We start from the raw sequence: 15,874 nt of genomic DNA, 5'->3' as shown, positions 1-15,874 counted from the left end.
GGTGGCTTTTAGCAGGATTGGGAGATGCGGCGTTCAGGATGGATGCGCCGACGAACCACGTCGCAGCGCCCGGCTCAAGCGCCGTCGCTCCCCTCCGCCGACGGCGATGATCCGCCCGCGCGGCCGAGGATTTCCTTCGCCTTCGCCACGTCGGTGGCCATCTGCTGCGCCAGCGCCTCGGCCGATTTGAACTTGGCGTCGTCGCGGATGTAGGCGATGAACTCGATTTCGATGGTCTTGCCGTAGAGATCGCCGTCGAAATCGAAGAGGAAGGTTTCAAGCAGCGGCTGTCCGGCGTCGAAAGTCGGCCGCGTGCCGAGATAGGATGCGCCCTGCACCTTGCGGCCGTCCACATAGGCGTTGACCGCGTAAATGCCGTGCTTCAGCGACACGCCGTCTTCGAGGCGAATATTCGCTGTCGGGTAGCCCAGCACCTTGCCGCGCCCGGCTCCGCCCTCGACCGGTCCGGCGATGCGCCACCATGAGCCGAGCATTTCGGCCGCCGCCGCAACATCGCCCTCCGCGAGCAATTCCCGGATGCGCGTCGATGAAAACACGTCGCCTGCGTAACCCTGTGCCGACACGACCGTCACCCCAAATCCATGTTGTCGCCCGAGCGCGGCAAGCACGTCCGGGTTGCCGCTGCGGCCCTTGCCGAAGAAAAAGTTGTAGCCAACGCTTGCGTGCTTGATGGCGAAGGCGTCGACGAGGATTTGCTCGACGAAAGCATCCGCCGGGAGCCCCGCAAGGTCCGCGTCGAACGGGATCACCGCCGTGAAGCCGCAGCCATAGGCGGCCAGCAGGTCGAGCTTGCGCTGAAGCGTCGTCAGCCGGAACAGCGTCTTCTGCGGTTGAAAGAATTTGCGCGGGTACGGCTCGAAGACCATCGCCCCCATCGGCAGACGGCCGTCCTGAGCCTTCTCCTGCGCGGCGTGGAGCACGGCGCGGTGGCCGCGATGGACCCCGTCGAAGGTGCCGATCGCGAGCGATGCACCTTTCGCGGAGTCCGGAACTTCATGCCACCCGTGGACAACGTCCATTCCACCTCACTCAGAGCTTTTCGCGAAGTCATGCCCCGCGAAAAGGTTCAGTCCTGTTAACGCGTTCTTCGCGAGAAGGGGTTGCGCTACTTCTGCTTCGGTTCGCGCGACGGAACCATGATAACGGCCTCGCCGACGACAACCGTTTTCCCACCCACTTTGCACTCACAGTGGAAGATTGCCCGTCTCTTTTCCGTGATCAAGTCCGTAACCCGCACCGTGGTGACAACTTCGTCACCGATATGGACGGGGCCTTTGAAATTCAGCGTCTGCGAGATGTAAATGCAGCCGGGGCCGGGCAGTTTCGTGCCGAACACGGCGGAGATATAGGCCGCCGACAGCATGCCGTGTGCGATGCGCTGCTTGAATGGCGTCGTCGCGGCGAACGCCTCGTCGAGATGGACGGGGTTCGTGTCGCCGGAAATCTCGGCGAAACCGGTGATGTGCTCGTCCTTCACCGTGCTGGTGAGGCTGCCCTCCTGCCCGACCGACAGATCCTCGAAATAAAGCCCCTGCTGTGCCGTGCCCGTCATGTGTTCCTCCGTGACGCCAAACCGAGCCTTTGTCATAGGCGTCGGCCCTGACTTGCGCAACATCGTGCGAGCGATCGCGTCACGCCATTGGCCATGAAGTCGGTCGAGGCCCGAAGCGCGGAAGGCTTGGCGGCCACTGCGCACTTTTCTATGGTGGCGGCATGCATGAGTTCGCACGCCCGCTTTCCCGCGACGAGCTTCCCGCAAGCACGGCGGACCTCGCACGCTTTCTCATCGGCAAGCTCGTGCTGCGCGCGCTTCCCGACGGGTTCGCCGTGGCGCGCATCGTCGAAACCGAGGCTTACCTTGCCGATGACGCCGCGTGCCATGCCTTTCGTGGGCCGACGCCGCGCAATCGTACGATGTTCGGTCCGCCGGGCCACGCCTATGTGTATCGCGCCTATGGCGTGTGCTGGATGCTGAACGTGACGAACGCGGCCATTGGCATCGGCGAGGCGGTGCTCATTCGGGCGGCGGAGCCGGTCACGGGGCTTGACGCGATGATGCGCCATCGGGGCGAGGTGCCGACGCGCGATCTCCTGCGGGGGCCGGGGCGGCTCGCCAGCGCGCTGGCCATCGACCGCAGCCACGACGGCGCCGATCTTTGCGCGCGCGGTCCGCTGTGGCTCGGCTCGGACGGCGCGGCGGGCGGCGACATCGGGATGAGCACGCGCATCGGCATCACGCGCGACGCGCATCTTCCGCTCCGATTCTATCTGAAAGGCAGCCGGTTCGTCAGCGGTCCGGCCGCGCTCAACGGGCAGGGGAGGGCACGCCGCAACGCTCGTTCAGCGCCGGTCGCGCTCGACGGCCACGTAGCAGGCGAAGACCGCGCTCATGATCGCAAGGCTGATCGCGAAGACCCACTCGACCGCTGACACGCGCGCTTCCACGCACGACGCGATATAGGCGCCTGTCGTCATACTTTGCAGGACGGACAAGATGGCAAGGGTACGCATTACAAACCTCTATACAACCTATAGTGTAATGCGAGAGTGCGAGCAATCAACCCCGCGTTTCGGTGTAGCTGTCCTGCACGCCGGGCGACGGAGCCGTCGGAGAAAAGGCCGCGAAATGTCGTGTGCACGACATTCTTTCGATTTCGGTTGTTGTAAGATAAGAAGCCGATGCCCTTCGATGGGATTACCTGGATTGTGGCCGGTGGCGCGCCCGCTGTCCGCTTGGCGGGTTCGGCGCACTTTTTTCAGGCAGGATCGGTGTTCTGCCGCAACGCTTCGCGCGCAGTATCAGGCAGGAAACAGGACCAGATGTCAGAGCAGATCGACCGCTACGTGAGTTTCAAGAACATCGATTGCAATGCGCGCGCCGGGCAGATGATGGACGCGTTGCAGCCCTATATTCAGGCGGCGGAAAATCCGTTCTGGGCCTACTTCCAGCAGAAGCGCGCCGAATTCAATGCGAAGGGCTACGACGATTTGCGCGTGCTGCATAACTACCTGCCGACGCTCAAGGAGTTGATCGAAGACGACGAGCTTCTCGCGCAACTGGAAGATCTCGAATACACCTGCATGTGATAGGCGAGAGCCGCAACGCGCACTAAATTGCCTGCATCGGTGTTTGCCTCTGAACGGAGATAGTCCAATGCAAACCAAAGCTTATGCGGCGCACGCCTCGTCCTCGCCTCTCGCGCCGTTTTCCCTCGACCGCCGCGAACCCGGCGCGGACGACGTCGCGATCGACATCCTCTATTGCGGCGTCTGCCATTCCGACCTGCACGCCGCGCGCGGCGAGTGGCCGGGCATGCGCTTCCCGATGGTGCCGGGCCACGAGATCGTCGGTCGAGTGACCGCTGTCGGCGATGAAGTGACCGCCTTCAAGCCGGGCGACATCGTCGGCGTCGGCTGCATGGTCGATAGTTGCGGCGAGTGTCCTTCCTGCGAGGAGGGCGAGGAGCAGTATTGCGAAGGCGAGCACGGCTTCATCCAGACCTATAACGGCGCTATGAAGGGTGGTGGCGAAAACACTTTCGGGGGCTATTCAGGGTCCATCGTGGTCAAGGACAGCTTCGTGCTGAAGATCCGCCACAAGGAAGCCGACCTCGCCGCCGTGGCGCCGCTGCTTTGCGCGGGCATCACCACCTATTCGCCGTTGCGCCACTGGGGCATCATGCCGGGCGAAAAGGTCGGCATCGTCGGTATTGGCGGCCTCGGCCACATGGGCATCAAGCTCGCGCACGCGATGGGCGCGCATGTCGTGGCCTTCACAACGTCGCCCTCGAAGCGCGAGGCGGCGCTGGCGCTCGGCGCCGACGAGGTGGTCGTCTCAAAGGACGCGGCCGAGATGGCGGCGCACGCGGGCACGTTCGATTTCATCCTCAACACCGTCGCCGCGTCGCACAACCTCGATGCGTTCACGTCGCTGTTGAAGCGCGATGGCACCATGACGCTCGTCGGCGTGCCGTCCGAGCCGCACCCTTCGCCGAACGTGGCGAACCTGATTTTCAGCCGCCGCGCCATTGCTGGCTCGCTCATCGGCGGCATTCGCGAGACGCAGGAGATGCTCGATTTTTGCGCCGATCACGGCATCGTCGCCGACATCGAGATGATCTCGATGCAAGACATCGACGCCGCCTTCGATCGCATGCTGAAGAGCGACGTCAAGTATCGCTTCGTCATCGATATGGAGACGTTGAAGCAGGCGGCGTGAGTTTGGAAAGGCCGGGCGTCGACCCGGCTTTTTCATTCGGCGGGGCGAGCGCCGTAGGCGGATGGCACGCTCCGCTTCAACCCACCCGCGAAGACAGCAATCGCCGCGCACATCGCCACGATAAGGAGCATCGCCGCCGGTATCCCGATGCCATGCGCGAGGAAGCCGATCACCGACGGCCCGAGCAGCAGCCCGCCATAGCCGAGCGTCGAGATCGAAGCCACCGCGATGCCCGGATCGACGCCCGGATGATTGCCCGCCGCGCTGAAAAGCGCCGGTGCGATCACCGACAGCCCCAGCCCCGCGAGCGCGAACCCGCCGATGGCAAGGGCGGGATGGGGTGCGAGCAACGCCACAGCCATGCCGACGGTAGCGACGGCCGCGAGGGTGCGCACGAGCGCAGTCATTTCATAGCGGGCGCGCAGGCCATCGCCCGCGAGTCTCCCGACGATCATCGTCGCCGAGAACGCTGCGAAGGCGAGGGCGGCGACGGAGTCGGTGCTTCCATGGGCGGCCTTCATAAGGAGCGCGCCCCAGTCGGAGATCGCGCCTTCCGAGAGGAACGCGCACAGGCAGAGAAGCGCGAGACCGAGGATCGGCAGCGGCGGTAGCCTGAGGCCGCCTTTCTCCCCGCTTTCGGTTTCGGCGTCGGCAAGGAGAGGGCGCATGGCGAAGGGCAGCAGCGCGAGGAAAACGGCCGCGAGCGCCGCATACTGAGCGGCAGGCGGGATGTCACTCGCGGCGGCGGAAATGAGCGCGCCCGCAAGGCCTCCCGTGCTGAACAGCGCGAAGAAGCCGGACATCGCCGGGCGGCCTAGCGCGCGCTCCACCATGACGGCCTGCACGCCGCCGCCCACCTCCAGCGTGCCGCAAGCGTATCCGAGCACGAAGAACGAGGCGGCGAGTTGCCACCATTCGCCGGCGAGCCCGATCAGCGGCCATGTCGCGAGCATGAGAGCGGTTCCAACTCCGACGAGCATCTTCGAGCCGATGCGCGCCTGAAGGACGCCCGCGACCGGAAAGGCGCACAGTCCGCCGATGCCGAGGCAGAAGATCGCCTGACCGAGTTGCGCGTCGTTCACGCCCGTCTGCATCTTGAGCGCGGGCATGCGCGCGACGACGCTGCCATAGGCGAGGCCGTTGACGAGAAAGAAATAGGCGCAGCCGAGGCGGGCGGCTTGAGCGCGGGCAAGGGCTTTCATCGGGCTGAAGCTTTCGAACGAGTTGAGAGAATACGTGACCGGCGAGCCGAGAGCTTTTCGCGATTGGATGGTACGCGGAAAAAGCTTTAACGCGGTTTGATGTCGGGCGTGAAACGATCCTCGTTCATGGCGGAAGAATTAGACGAACACTTCCGCGCGGTCAATCGCCGGAGCTCGCGGAGCGTTAACCTGGCGTCGCCACCGCTTCAAGTCTGGTGCAAGATGGATCGGATATTCCGATGCAATGGTTCGGCCGCACGACGCTGCGCAATCAGATGGTTAAATCGCATTTACGGATTGTTCACGACCTTTAGCTCATAATGAACGCTGATCAGGTACGATGCGTTAACCCTCGCCGGCATGTGTTCCTTAACCGCAAATGCTCCAGGGCCGATGCGGCAAAGTCGGGCTTTTGAGCGTGATGTAACGAAGGAGGGCGTCGATGGCCCAGGTCTCAGTTGTCGTGAACGGTCGAAGCTTCAGGTTGGCCTGCCGTGACGGGGAAGAACCCCGCGTTCAGGAGTTGGCCGGAGAAATCGATTCGCTGATCTCGAAGCTCAAAGGCAACGCGAAAGCCACGCAGGACGACCGCCTTTTTCTCATGGCGGCGCTGGTGCTGGCCGATCAGCTTTCCGACGCGCAGGCCGAATTGCAGCGCGCGCGTCAGTTGGTGGACGGCCGAGCCTATCACGTCATCGAAGGCGGCGCGCAGGCGATGCAGCGCGACCTGTCGAGGGCGCTCGAAGCCGCGGCTGCAAGGGTTGAACCGTTGCCGCGGATCTCGAACGGCTCGTAACGTCTTCGCGGCGGCCGCGCCCCTATCTCGGGCGCCGATGCGTCAGCGCCAACCCGCCGGAACCGAAGGCGAACACCTGAATGAGACCGCCCGCGAGTGCGACGTTCTTCATGAAGTGCTGGAGCTGGTTGGAGTCGCCGAGGTTGCTGTGGAACCCGATCGCGGCCGCGAGCGTGTAGAAGGCAAGGATGAGCGCGGCGTAGCGGGTGCCGAGGCCCAACGCAAGGAAGATGCCGCCGAAGATTTCAATCGATGTCGCGACGTAATAGACGATCGTCGGCTCGATCATGTTGATGGACGCAAACCGCGCAATCGTTTCGTCCTTCGTCAGCAGATGGAAAAACCCATAGGCAATAAATATCAGCGCCATCATGATGCGGCCGATGGCAGCCATATAATTGATGCTCGTCATTGCGGATCCTTCTCGAATTGCGGACGTTGAGCCGGAACAGGACAGACACGCATCCAAACGAACGCGGATGCGCTGATCGCCAGCAGAAGCGTGGAGCGTCCAACGCGTCATTAAAAGCGCGCGCCACGCGAATTGCGCAAATACGCTCCGTTTTTTAGCTTTTGACCGACGCCGGGGCTAGCATTTTCCGCTGCGTCATTTATATCTTGATAGCTGCGGGGTGCGTTAGGGGCTCACTGAATACCCGGGCCCTATAAGATCCTTAAGGGAGCTGACCCTGACTGAGGCCCTGGCCTCGGATACTCGGCACCCACCTGCTAGCCAGGGACCCAGGGGATCGAAATGCCCCGACGGCCTTCGCGGCTCCATTATTCAAGACCGGTTTTCGTGCTGACAGAAGCGACTCACGACCTCGACGCGGTATCTGGGCTCAAAGTCCGGCTCCGTGAAGAGGCCTCCGCGCGCCGCTCCGAGGCGTGGACGCGGGCGGGCGAAAGCGCGGCTAAAGCCGTCGCCGAGGCCGGGTTGCGCCTTGCCGCAAACCTCGATGGCGAGCAAATAATCGCCGGTTATCATCCTTTCCGTTACGAACTCGACGTGGTGCCGCTCCTCGCCGCCCTTCAGGCGAAGCGCTATCCTGTCGCGCTGCCGCGCTCGCACCCGGAGCGGCGGCTTACCTTTCACGCCTGGACGGCCGGCGCACCCCTGGAACGCCGAAAGCTCGGAATGCTGGAACCGCCCGAAACGGCCGAGGAACTGCATCCGTCTGTCCTCTTCGTACCGCTTCTCGCCTTCGACGCGCGCGGCAATCGCCTCGGCTACGGCGCAGGCTTTTACGACGTGGCGCTGAGCACGATGCGCGCTGAACGGCGCGTGCTGGCGGTTGGCGTCGCATTCGATGAACAGGAGTTTCCCGCCATTCCCGCCGAACCGCTGGATCAGCCGCTCGACATGGTGCTGACACCGACACGCCTCCTCACCCGCGAGGCTTCCTGATGCGCCTTCTTTTCCTTGGCGACGTGCTTGGCCGCGCGGGCCGCAATGCCGTTTGCGAGGCGTTGCCCGATCTTCGCGCGCGGCTTGCGGCGGATTTCGTCATCGTCAACGGCGAGAACGCGGCGGGCGGCTTCGGCATCACCGAGGTGATATGCCAGGATCTGCTGGATGCGGGCGCGGACGTCGTCACTACCGGCAACCATGTGTGGGACCAGCGGGAGGCGCTCGTCTTCATCGGCCGCCAGCCGCGCATGCTTCGTCCGCTGAACTTTCCCTCTGGCACACCCGGGCTCGGCGCGGGGCTCTTCCGCGCGACGAACGGCGCCGATGTGCTCGTGCTGAATGTGATGGGCCGCGTGTTCATGGACGCGCTCGAAGACCCGTTCAAGATGGTCGAGCGCGAGATAACGGCCTGTCCGCTGAAGCGCGGAGCGGACGCGATCTTCATCGATTTCCACGCGGAAGCGACATCGGAGAAACAGGCGCTCGGCGCTGCTTTCGACGGGCGCGTGACTGCGGTCATCGGCACGCATACCCATGTGCCGACGGCCGACGCGCGCGTGCTTCCCGGCGGCACGGCTTATCTCACCGACGCGGGCATGTGCGGCGACTACAATTCCATCATCGGCATGGACAAGGAAGAGCCGGTGCATCGCTTCCTGACGCGCATCCCCTCGGGGCGGTTCACGCCGGCGCTCGGCCCCGCCACGATCTGCGGTGCGTTCATCGAGATCGACGACGCGACGGGGCTCGCAACTTCCATTGTGCCGGTGCGCGACGGCGCGGCGCTCGGCGGCAAGCGCGAGGATGAGCTTACGAGCCGCGCCATCGCCGAGTGGCTGGAGAAGAACCGTTAGGCTTATGGCCCGTTCGTCTCTCTGTGAGCCACAAAAAAGCCGCCCATTGGGCGGCTTTTTGCATCTGTGCCGTGCAACTACTCCGCGGCGAAAAACACCGCCTTCGTCTCATGGAGCGTGCGGTCACGGCGCAGGCGCTCCGCGACGAGGAACGCCAGTTCCAGCGCCTGATCGGCGTTGAGGCGCGGATCGCAATAGGTGTGGTAGCGGTTCGACAAATCGGCGTCCGAGATCGAATGCGCGCCGCCCGTGCACTCGGTCACGTCCTTGCCGGTCATCTCCACATGCAGGCCGCCCGGATAGACGCCCTCCGCCTGGCAGATGTCGAAGAAGGTTTCGACCTCGGCGAGAACCTGATTGAACGGTCGCGTCTTGTAGCCGCTCGCAGACTTGATCGTGTTGCCGTGCATCGGATCGCAGGACCAGATCACGATCTTGCCCTCGCTCTTCACCGCGCGGATGAGCTCCGGCAGATATTTGCCCACTTTGTCCGCACCGAAACGGCCGATGAGGGTGAGGCGGCCCGGCTCGTTCGTCGGGTTCAGGATGTCGATCAGGTCGATGAGTTCGTCCGGCTTCATGCTCGGGCCGATCTTGACGCCGATCGGGTTCCGGATGCCGCGCAGGAACTCGACATGCGCGTGGTCGAGCTGGCGCGTGCGGTCGCCGATCCACAGGAAGTGGCCGGACGTGGCATACCAGTTGCCGCTGGTCGAATCGACCCGCGCGAACGCCTCTTCGTAGCCGAGAAGCAGCGCTTCATGGCTCGTGTAGAAATCGGTCGTCCGCAGCCGCTCGGAATTGTCCGACGTGACACCGCAGGCGCGCATGAAGTGCAGCGTGTCGGAGATGCGGTTCGCAAGCTCCTCGTAGCGCTCACCGGCAGGGCTGTCCTTCACGAAGCCGAGCGTCCACTGATGCACGCGTTCGAGATCGGCGTAACCTCCTTGCGCAAAGGCGCGCAGCAGGTTCAGCGTTGCCGCCGACTGGCGATAGGCCTTGAGCAGTCGGCGCGGATCGGGGGTTCGCGACTCCGGCGAGAACGCGATGTCGTTGATGATGTCGCCGCGATAGCTCGGCAGTTCTACGTCGCCGTGCTTCTCGGTCGGCGCGGAACGAGGCTTCGCGAACTGGCCCGCGATGCGGCCGACCTTCACCACCGGGCGGCTGCCGGCATAGGTCAGCACCACGGCCATTTGCAGGAACACGCGGAAGAAGTCGCGGATGGAATCCGCGCCATGCTCGGAGAAGCTCTCCGCGCAGTCGCCGCCCTGAAGCAGGAAGCCGCGCCCGTGCGCCACTTCGGCAAGGCCCTTTTGCAGTCCGCGCGCCTCGCCTGCAAATACGAGCGGCGGGAAGCTGGCAAGCTCCTTCTCGACCGCGACAAGTTCTGCTTCGTCGGGATACACCGGAACCTGCTCGACAGGCTTTGACCTCCAGCTTTCCGGCGTCCAACGCGGCGATGACATCATCAAGCTCCTTCGCGCGAGCATGCGCTTGCGCCCTACAGTCCCATTTCCCAAGCCGTGTTATAAGGATTGTGAAGCGTTCCGACAACTTTTACGATTTCGGTTTGCAAATGTGCCATTCCAGAATTTAGTCTGGCAATAGACTGTTGCGGAGCGAAGCTGAACCGGCGTACAAAAACCTTGACTATTTTCAGCCTAATCGTCGGCAAAATCCCAAATGACAAAATCTGAAATCGATGAAGCGACGGTGCGGCGGATCGCGCATCTCGCCCGTGTCAAAGTGACCGCGGAAGAGGCGAAGAGCCTTCAACGCGAACTGAACGGCATCCTCTCGTGGGTGGAAGAACTGAACGCGATCCCGACGGACGGTGTCGAACCGCTGACGAGCGTCGGCGGAGCGAAGCTCCATATGCGCGAGGACGTGGTTACGGACGGCAACAAACCCGCCGACGTGCTCAAGAACGCGCCGAAGTCCGAAGACGGCTTTTTCCTCGTGCCGAAGGTCATCGAATAGCCCCATGTCGAAAACCATGTCGTTGAACGAGCTGACACTTTCCGACGCGCGCGACAAGCTCCGCGCCAAGGAAATCACCGCCACCGAACTCACCGAAGCCTGTCTTTCCGCGATCGAGGCGGGCAACGACGCGCTGAAGGCTTATCTCGTCGTCACCGCCGACAAGGCGCTGGAACAGGCGAAGAAGAGCGACGAGCGCCTCGCCGCGAACGCAAAGGATGCGCGCGCGCTCGAAGGCATTCCGCTCGGCATCAAGGATCTGTTCTGCACCGATGGCGTCCGCACGACGGCCGGTTCGCACATCCTCGGCAATTTCGAGCCGCCGTATGAATCAACGGTCACGCAGAATTTATGGGATGCGGGCGCCGTGATGCTCGGCAAGCTCAACATGGATGAGTTCGCCATGGGCTCATCCACCGAGACGAGCTATTACGGCCAGACCGTGAATCCGTGGCGCGCGAAGGACTCGGACGAGAACCTCGTGCCGGGCGGATCGTCAGGCGGATCGTCGTCAGCGGTCGCGGCCGGGCTTTGCCTCGGGGCGACGGCCTCCGACACGGGCGGCTCCATTCGCCAGCCCGCAGCCTTCACCGGCACCGTTGGCATCAAGCCCACCTATGGCCGCTGCTCGCGCTACGGCATGGTGGCGTTCGCTTCCTCGCTCGATCAGGCTGGGCCGATCACGCGCTCCATCAAGGACGCGGCGCTGATGCTTCAGGCGATGGCGAGCTACGATCTGAAGGATTCGACCAGCGTCGACCGTCCGCTGCCCGACCTTGAAAAGGCGCTGACGCAGAAGTTCAAGGGCCTCAAGATCGGCGTCCCGAAGGAATACCGCGTCGACGGCATGTCGAAGGAGATCGAGGCGCTCTGGGAAAAGGGCATCGACATCTACCGTCAGGCAGGCGCCGAGATCGTGGATATCAGCCTGCCGCACACCAAGGCGGCGCTGCCCGCGTATTACATCGTCGCGCCCGCCGAGGCGTCGTCCAACCTCGCGCGCTATGACGGCGTGCGCTACGGGCTTCGCGCCGATGGCCGCGACATCGTGGACATGTACGAGGAGACGCGGAGCCACGGCTTCGGCGCGGAAGTAAAGCGGCGCATCCTCATCGGCACCTATGTGCTTTCCGCTGGTTATTACGACGCCTATTATCTGAAGGCGCAGAAGGTGCGCTCGCTCATCAAGCGCGACTTCGACGACGCCTTCGAAACGGTGGACGTGGTGCTGACGCCAACTACGCCGACGCCTGCCTTCGGACTCGGCTCGAAGAAGGACGCAGATCCGGTCGAGATGTATCTGAACGACATCTTCACCGTGACCGTGAACATGGCGGGCCTTCCGGGCCTTTCGGTTCCGGGCGGCCTCTCCGCCGAAGGATTGCCGCTCGGCCTCCAGCTCATCGGGAAGCCGTTCGACGAAGCGACGGTGCTGCGCGCCGGTCAGGTGATCGAGGATGCGGTGGGCCGCATGCCGATCCCCGGCGCTTGGTGGGCAGCCGAGGCTGCGACGCCCTCCGGCAACGCGAAAAACAAGGCCGAAGCCGCCGACACCGCGCCAGAGAAGAAAGCGAAGAAGAAAAAATGACGACGCCCCGTAAAGCCGCCGATTGCGAGAACATGGATCAGGTTCGCGTGGAAATCGACCGCGTGGACGACGCGATTCTCGACCTTGTCGCCGAGCGTTTTTCCTATGTGGACCGTGCGTGGCAACTGAAGAAGAACACGCATGAGGCGACCGTGCCGTGGCGCATCCGGCAGGTCATCGACAGGGTCGAGGCACGCGCGAAGGAACGCGACCTGCCGCCGGAACTGGCCGTTGCGCTCTGGCGTCAGATGATCGGTTGGTTTATTCAGTACGAGGAAGAGAAACTCGCGAAACGCGGAGAGCCGAAGGACTGACGCATGGCTCGCCCTGACCGCATACTCCGAAGCTTGCCGTTGCCTTTCGCTGTTCCGCAGCGGGATCGGGGCAAGTGGCGCGCGCGCGGTTCGACGGCCATTCCAGAAGCCTTGCACGCAGGCGTTGCAGCAAGGCGCATTGGCGTGCATCTCGGTATCGCGCTCGCGGCTTTGGCCGGAGCGGCACCCGCGCTCGCGGACGATTTCGCGGATCTGCGCGTCGATATTTCGGGGTTGCGCAGCTACAAGGGGCGCGTGGTCCTCGCGCTTTGGGCGGACGCGACCGACTCGTCGAAGTATCCGGACCATACCAAGATCCAGTTCCGCGACGAGCGCCCCGGCGATCCGCCCTGCGACTTCGCGAATTTCCCGGTATGCATCCGCTCGATCGGCAGCCTGCAAAACCTGACCGTGTCCTACACCTTCCCGCATGTACCGGAGGGCGACTACGCGGTGTTCGTGTTCCACGACGAAAACAGCAATGGCATTTTTGACACCGGCCTTTTCAAACGGCCCATCGAGGGACGCGGCTTCAGCCAGACGCTTCCTGAAGACGTGAACCCCGTCGCGGCGCGGATCGGGTTCTACAAGGCGCGCTTTGCGCTCGCCGCGCCGAGAACGCTTGTCATCGGGCTTCGCTATCCGCCGCGCTTCTAGCGCGCGACAGGGCGAACCCGCTTCATCTAAACCGGACTTCGGACGAAACCCATGGCAGACACGAGAAAAGAAAACCTCATCGACGGCGCAACCGGCCCCTGGGAAGTGATCGTGGGCATGGAGGTGCACGCGCAGGTGCTCTCCAACGCGAAGCTTTTTTCCGGCGCTTCGGCGGCTTTCGGCGGCGAGCCCAACAGCCATGTGAGCCTCGTGGACGCGGCCATGCCGGGCATGCTGCCCGTCATCAACGTGGAATGCGTAAAGCAGGCGATCCGCACCGGCCTCGGGCTCAAGGCGCAGATCAATCGCCGTTCGGTTTTCGACCGCAAGAACTACTTTTACCCCGACCTGCCGCAGGGCTATCAGATTTCGCAGTTCAAGTTTCCCATCGTGGGCGAGGGCATCGTCACGGTCGATCTCAAGGAATATTCCTTCGATGTCGGCATCGAGCGCCTGCACCTTGAGCAGGACGCGGGCAAGAGCCTGCACGATCAGGATCCCGACCATTCCTACGTGGACCTGAACCGCTCCGGCGTCGCGTTGATGGAAATCGTGTCGAAGCCGGACATCCGCTCGTCGGAGGAGGCGAAGGCCTACATCACCAAGCTTCGCACGATCCTGCGCTATCTCGGCACGTGCGACGGCAACATGGAAGAGGGCAGCTTGCGCGCGGACGTGAACGTGTCCGTGAGGAAGCTCGGTGCGCCACTCGGCACGCGCTGCGAGATCAAGAACGTGAACTCGATCCGCTTCATCGGTCAGGCCATCGAATATGAGGCGCGCCGCCAGATCGACGTGATCGAAGACGGCGGCACGATCAAGCAGGAGACGCGGCTGTTCGACGCGAAGTCGGGCAAGACGCGCCCCATGCGTTCGAAGGAAGAGGCGCACGATTACCGCTATTTCCCCGACCCGGACCTGCTCCCGCTCGAAGTATCCGAGGCGTTCGTCGAGGATTTGAAGAAAGTATTGCCGGAATTGCCGGACGAAAAGCGCGCGCGCTTCATGAGCGAATACGCGCTTTCGGCATACGATGCGGGCGTGCTCATCCTGGACCGCGCCTCGGCCGACTTCTACGAAACCGTTGCCAGGGGCCGCGACCCGAAACTCGCCGCGAACTGGATGATGGGCGATTTCTTCGCCGCGCTGAACAAGACGGGCAAGGACATCACCGAGAGCCCGATTTCGGCGGCGCAGCTTGGTGAGCTCATCGACCTTATTTCGTCCGACGTGATTTCGGGCCGCATCGCCAAGGAAGTCTTCGAGATCATGCTCGACAAGGGCGGCACGCCGGGCGCAATCGTCGAGGAACGCGGGCTGAAGCAGGTGACGGACACCGGCGCCATCGAGAAGGTAGTGGACGAGATCATCGCCGCGAACCCGAAGCAGGTCGAGCAGGTGCAGACGAAGCCGAAGACGCTGAGCTGGTTTGTCGGCCAGGTGATGCGCGCGACGGGCGGCAAGGCGAATCCCGACGCGGTCAATGCGCTGCTGCGGCAAAAGCTTCAGGTGCCAGAGGAGGTCTGAGGGGCGCGGCTCAGGCCGCGCTTCGTCGTTCTGAAACGCGGCGTTTCGGAGCCAGCGCAATAAGCGGCGGCATCCTTGGACTTCGGTCGACTTTTGAGTAAAAATACCGCATAACTGCGACAAACAGGCCATAAGGCACGCTGGGATTGTCCGGCGCGCTTTTGCACGAGAGGTGAGGCATGCCGCGTCCGACCCACGCTATCCGCATCCACGCCTATGGCGGCCCCGAAGTCCTCCAGTGGGAAGAGGTCGAGGTCGGCGCGCCGGGGCCGGGCCAGGTCAAGATTCGCCAGCACGCAGTGGGCGTCAATTACATCGACGTGTATCACCGCACCGGGCTCTACCCGCAGCCGTCCTTTCCGTTCATCCCGGGCAGCGAAGGCGCGGGCGAGGTCGTTGCGCTCGGCGAGGGCGTGACGGATCTCGCGGTGGGCGACCACGTGGCCTATGCCGGGGCGCTCGGCGGTTATGCCGAGGAACGCCTCATCCCGGCGGACCGGCTGGTGAAGATCCCGAGCCAATTTCCCTATGAGACGGCGGCGGCCATGATGCTGCAAGGCATGACGGTCCGATATCTCCTGAAGGAGACTTACCCGGTCACGAAGGACACCGTGCTCCTGTGGCACGCGGCGGCGGGCGGCGTCGGCCTCATCGCCAGCCAGTGGGCGCACCATATCGGCGCAACGATCATCGGCACGGCAGGGTCGGACGAGAAGGCGCAACTCGCCCGGGTGCATGGATGCACGCATGTCATCAATTATCGCACCGAGAATTTCGTCGAGCGCGTGAAGGAAATCACCGGCGGGCGCGGCGTGGACGTGGTCTACGATTCCGTCGGCAAGGACACCTTCACGGGGTCGCTCGACTGCCTGCGCCCGCGCGGCCTGTTCGTGAGCTTCGGCAATGCATCCGGCCCGGTGCCGCCGTTCGAACTGGGGCTTCTGTCGCAGAAGGGATCGCTCTACGCCACGCGGCCCACGCTAAACACCTATATCGCCACGCGCGCCGCGCTGCTTGAAGCCGCGAACGATGTCATCGACATGGTGCAAATGCGCCACGTAAAGATCAATGCCGGCAAGGTCTATCGCCTGTCGGAAGCTGCCGAAGCGCACCGAGCCCTTGAAGCGCGTGAGACGACGAGTTCCATCGTGCTGCTTCCGGATTATGCGACGCGGCGCGTGCCGAACGCACATCGTGGCGACGGCGGCGGGAACTAACCGCAGCGCGACCGCTTCGCCGGTGGAACGACGGCGCACCGTCTTTACGCCCGCGCGCGAGCCTTCTATAGCTGACGCAACTTGT

At 63.5% G+C, this 15,874-nt stretch carries 17 protein-coding genes and 1 other RNA gene; 13 read left to right on the top strand and 5 right to left on the bottom strand.

Translation table 11 applies throughout. The features are described 5' to 3' along the window. Window positions 1-74 precede the first annotated feature (74 nt). Together RVAN_RS08025 and RVAN_RS08020 are read right to left on the bottom strand one after the other, a co-directional pair. On the bottom strand, window positions 75-1,040 hold the full coding sequence (locus RVAN_RS08025) for a bifunctional riboflavin kinase/FAD synthetase (RefSeq protein ID WP_013419244.1): 966 nt from the start codon (window positions 1,038-1,040) through the stop codon (window positions 75-77). A gap of 86 nt (window positions 1,041-1,126) precedes the next feature. Next, complete coding sequence (locus tag RVAN_RS08020) at window positions 1,127-1,573, bottom strand: MaoC family dehydratase (RefSeq protein ID WP_013419243.1); 447 nt, start codon at window positions 1,571-1,573, stop codon at window positions 1,127-1,129. A 161-nt stretch (window positions 1,574-1,734) separates the two neighbouring features. Between RVAN_RS08020 and RVAN_RS08015 the strand changes: the two genes are divergently transcribed. The 3 genes from RVAN_RS08015 to RVAN_RS08005 all read left to right on the top strand — a co-directional run bounded on the left by RVAN_RS08015 (window position 1,735) and on the right by RVAN_RS08005 (window position 4,240). Then, window positions 1,735-2,451 carry a DNA-3-methyladenine glycosylase gene (locus RVAN_RS08015; protein ID WP_013419242.1) on the top strand — a complete coding sequence of 239 codons (717 nt, stop codon included), beginning with the start codon at window positions 1,735-1,737 and terminating at the stop codon, window positions 2,449-2,451. Between the two features lie 390 nt (window positions 2,452-2,841). Next, complete coding sequence (gene cowN, locus RVAN_RS08010) at window positions 2,842-3,108, top strand: N(2)-fixation sustaining protein CowN (protein ID WP_013419241.1); 267 nt, start codon at window positions 2,842-2,844, stop codon at window positions 3,106-3,108. A gap of 67 nt (window positions 3,109-3,175) precedes the next feature. Next, on the top strand, window positions 3,176-4,240 hold the full coding sequence (locus tag RVAN_RS08005; RefSeq protein WP_013419240.1) for an NAD(P)-dependent alcohol dehydrogenase: 1,065 nt from the start codon (window positions 3,176-3,178) through the stop codon (window positions 4,238-4,240). A gap of 32 nt (window positions 4,241-4,272) precedes the next feature. On the opposite strand, the gene RVAN_RS08000 is transcribed toward RVAN_RS08005, so the two are convergent. Then, window positions 4,273-5,442 (bottom strand): MFS transporter, encoded by a 1,170-nt coding sequence (locus tag RVAN_RS08000; RefSeq protein ID WP_013419239.1) that lies wholly within the window; start codon window positions 5,440-5,442, stop codon window positions 4,273-4,275. 442 nt (window positions 5,443-5,884) lie between these two features. On the opposite strand from RVAN_RS08000, the gene RVAN_RS07995 reads away from it, so the two are divergent. Continuing rightward, the gene (locus RVAN_RS07995) at window positions 5,885-6,238 is read left to right on the top strand and encodes a cell division protein ZapA (protein WP_013419238.1); all 354 of its coding nucleotides are present in this window, start codon (window positions 5,885-5,887) and stop codon (window positions 6,236-6,238) included. A gap of 22 nt (window positions 6,239-6,260) precedes the next feature. On the opposite strand, the gene RVAN_RS07990 is transcribed toward RVAN_RS07995, so the two are convergent. Further along, window positions 6,261-6,650, bottom strand: a complete 390-nt coding sequence (locus RVAN_RS07990) for a DoxX family protein (RefSeq protein WP_013419237.1) — start codon at window positions 6,648-6,650, stop codon at window positions 6,261-6,263. A 207-nt stretch (window positions 6,651-6,857) separates the two neighbouring features. Here RVAN_RS07990 and ssrS point away from each other — a divergent pair. The 3 genes from ssrS (at window position 6,858) to RVAN_RS07980 (ending at window position 8,503) form a co-directional block, all read left to right on the top strand. Then, a non-coding RNA gene (gene ssrS, locus RVAN_RS19605) (6S RNA) lies at window positions 6,858-7,020 on the top strand. 17 nt (window positions 7,021-7,037) lie between these two features. Further along, a complete protein-coding gene (locus RVAN_RS07985) occupies window positions 7,038-7,646 on the top strand; it encodes a 5-formyltetrahydrofolate cyclo-ligase (RefSeq protein WP_049779272.1) in 609 nt (202 codons plus the stop codon). Then, window positions 7,646-8,503 carry a TIGR00282 family metallophosphoesterase gene (locus RVAN_RS07980; protein ID WP_013419235.1) on the top strand — a complete coding sequence of 286 codons (858 nt, stop codon included), beginning with the start codon at window positions 7,646-7,648 and terminating at the stop codon, window positions 8,501-8,503. The genes RVAN_RS07985 and RVAN_RS07980 overlap by 1 nt, the downstream gene beginning before the upstream one ends. 77 nt (window positions 8,504-8,580) lie before the next feature. Here the strand turns inward: RVAN_RS07980 and RVAN_RS07975 are convergent, their stop codons facing one another. Further along, complete coding sequence (locus RVAN_RS07975) at window positions 8,581-9,972, bottom strand: class II 3-deoxy-7-phosphoheptulonate synthase (protein WP_013419234.1); 1,392 nt, start codon at window positions 9,970-9,972, stop codon at window positions 8,581-8,583. Between the two features lie 217 nt (window positions 9,973-10,189). Here RVAN_RS07975 and gatC point away from each other — a divergent pair, with 217 nt between their 5' ends. From gatC to RVAN_RS07945, 6 genes are all read left to right on the top strand, one after another. Beyond that, window positions 10,190-10,486: an Asp-tRNA(Asn)/Glu-tRNA(Gln) amidotransferase subunit GatC gene (gatC, locus tag RVAN_RS07970; RefSeq protein WP_013419233.1), complete on the top strand. Its 297-nt coding sequence runs from the start codon at window positions 10,190-10,192 to the stop codon at window positions 10,484-10,486. Window positions 10,487-10,502: 16 nt separating this feature from the next. After that, on the top strand, window positions 10,503-12,074 hold the full coding sequence (gene gatA, locus RVAN_RS07965) for an Asp-tRNA(Asn)/Glu-tRNA(Gln) amidotransferase subunit GatA (protein ID WP_049779603.1): 1,572 nt from the start codon (window positions 10,503-10,505) through the stop codon (window positions 12,072-12,074). Beyond that, on the top strand, window positions 12,071-12,388 hold the full coding sequence (locus RVAN_RS07960; protein ID WP_013419231.1) for a chorismate mutase: 318 nt from the start codon (window positions 12,071-12,073) through the stop codon (window positions 12,386-12,388). The genes gatA and RVAN_RS07960 overlap by 4 nt, the downstream gene beginning before the upstream one ends. A 3-nt stretch (window positions 12,389-12,391) precedes the next feature. Continuing rightward, window positions 12,392-13,045, top strand: coding sequence for a DUF2141 domain-containing protein (locus RVAN_RS07955; protein WP_013419230.1), 654 nt, complete (start codon window positions 12,392-12,394; stop codon window positions 13,043-13,045). Between the two features lie 51 nt (window positions 13,046-13,096). Continuing rightward, on the top strand, window positions 13,097-14,572 hold the full coding sequence (gene gatB / locus RVAN_RS07950) for an Asp-tRNA(Asn)/Glu-tRNA(Gln) amidotransferase subunit GatB (RefSeq protein WP_013419229.1): 1,476 nt from the start codon (window positions 13,097-13,099) through the stop codon (window positions 14,570-14,572). Window positions 14,573-14,751: 179 nt separating this feature from the next. Then, complete coding sequence (locus RVAN_RS07945) at window positions 14,752-15,789, top strand: quinone oxidoreductase family protein (RefSeq protein ID WP_013419228.1); 1,038 nt, start codon at window positions 14,752-14,754, stop codon at window positions 15,787-15,789. Window positions 15,790-15,874 lie beyond the last annotated feature (85 nt).

Origin of the sequence: Rhodomicrobium vannielii ATCC 17100, from assembly GCF_000166055.1 — a bacterium.
GTDB classification, from domain to species: Bacteria; Pseudomonadota; Alphaproteobacteria; order Rhizobiales; family Rhodomicrobiaceae; genus Rhodomicrobium; species Rhodomicrobium vannielii.
Note: the sequence above shows the minus strand (reverse complement) of the source record. Positions and strands in the feature narration are given on the sequence as shown.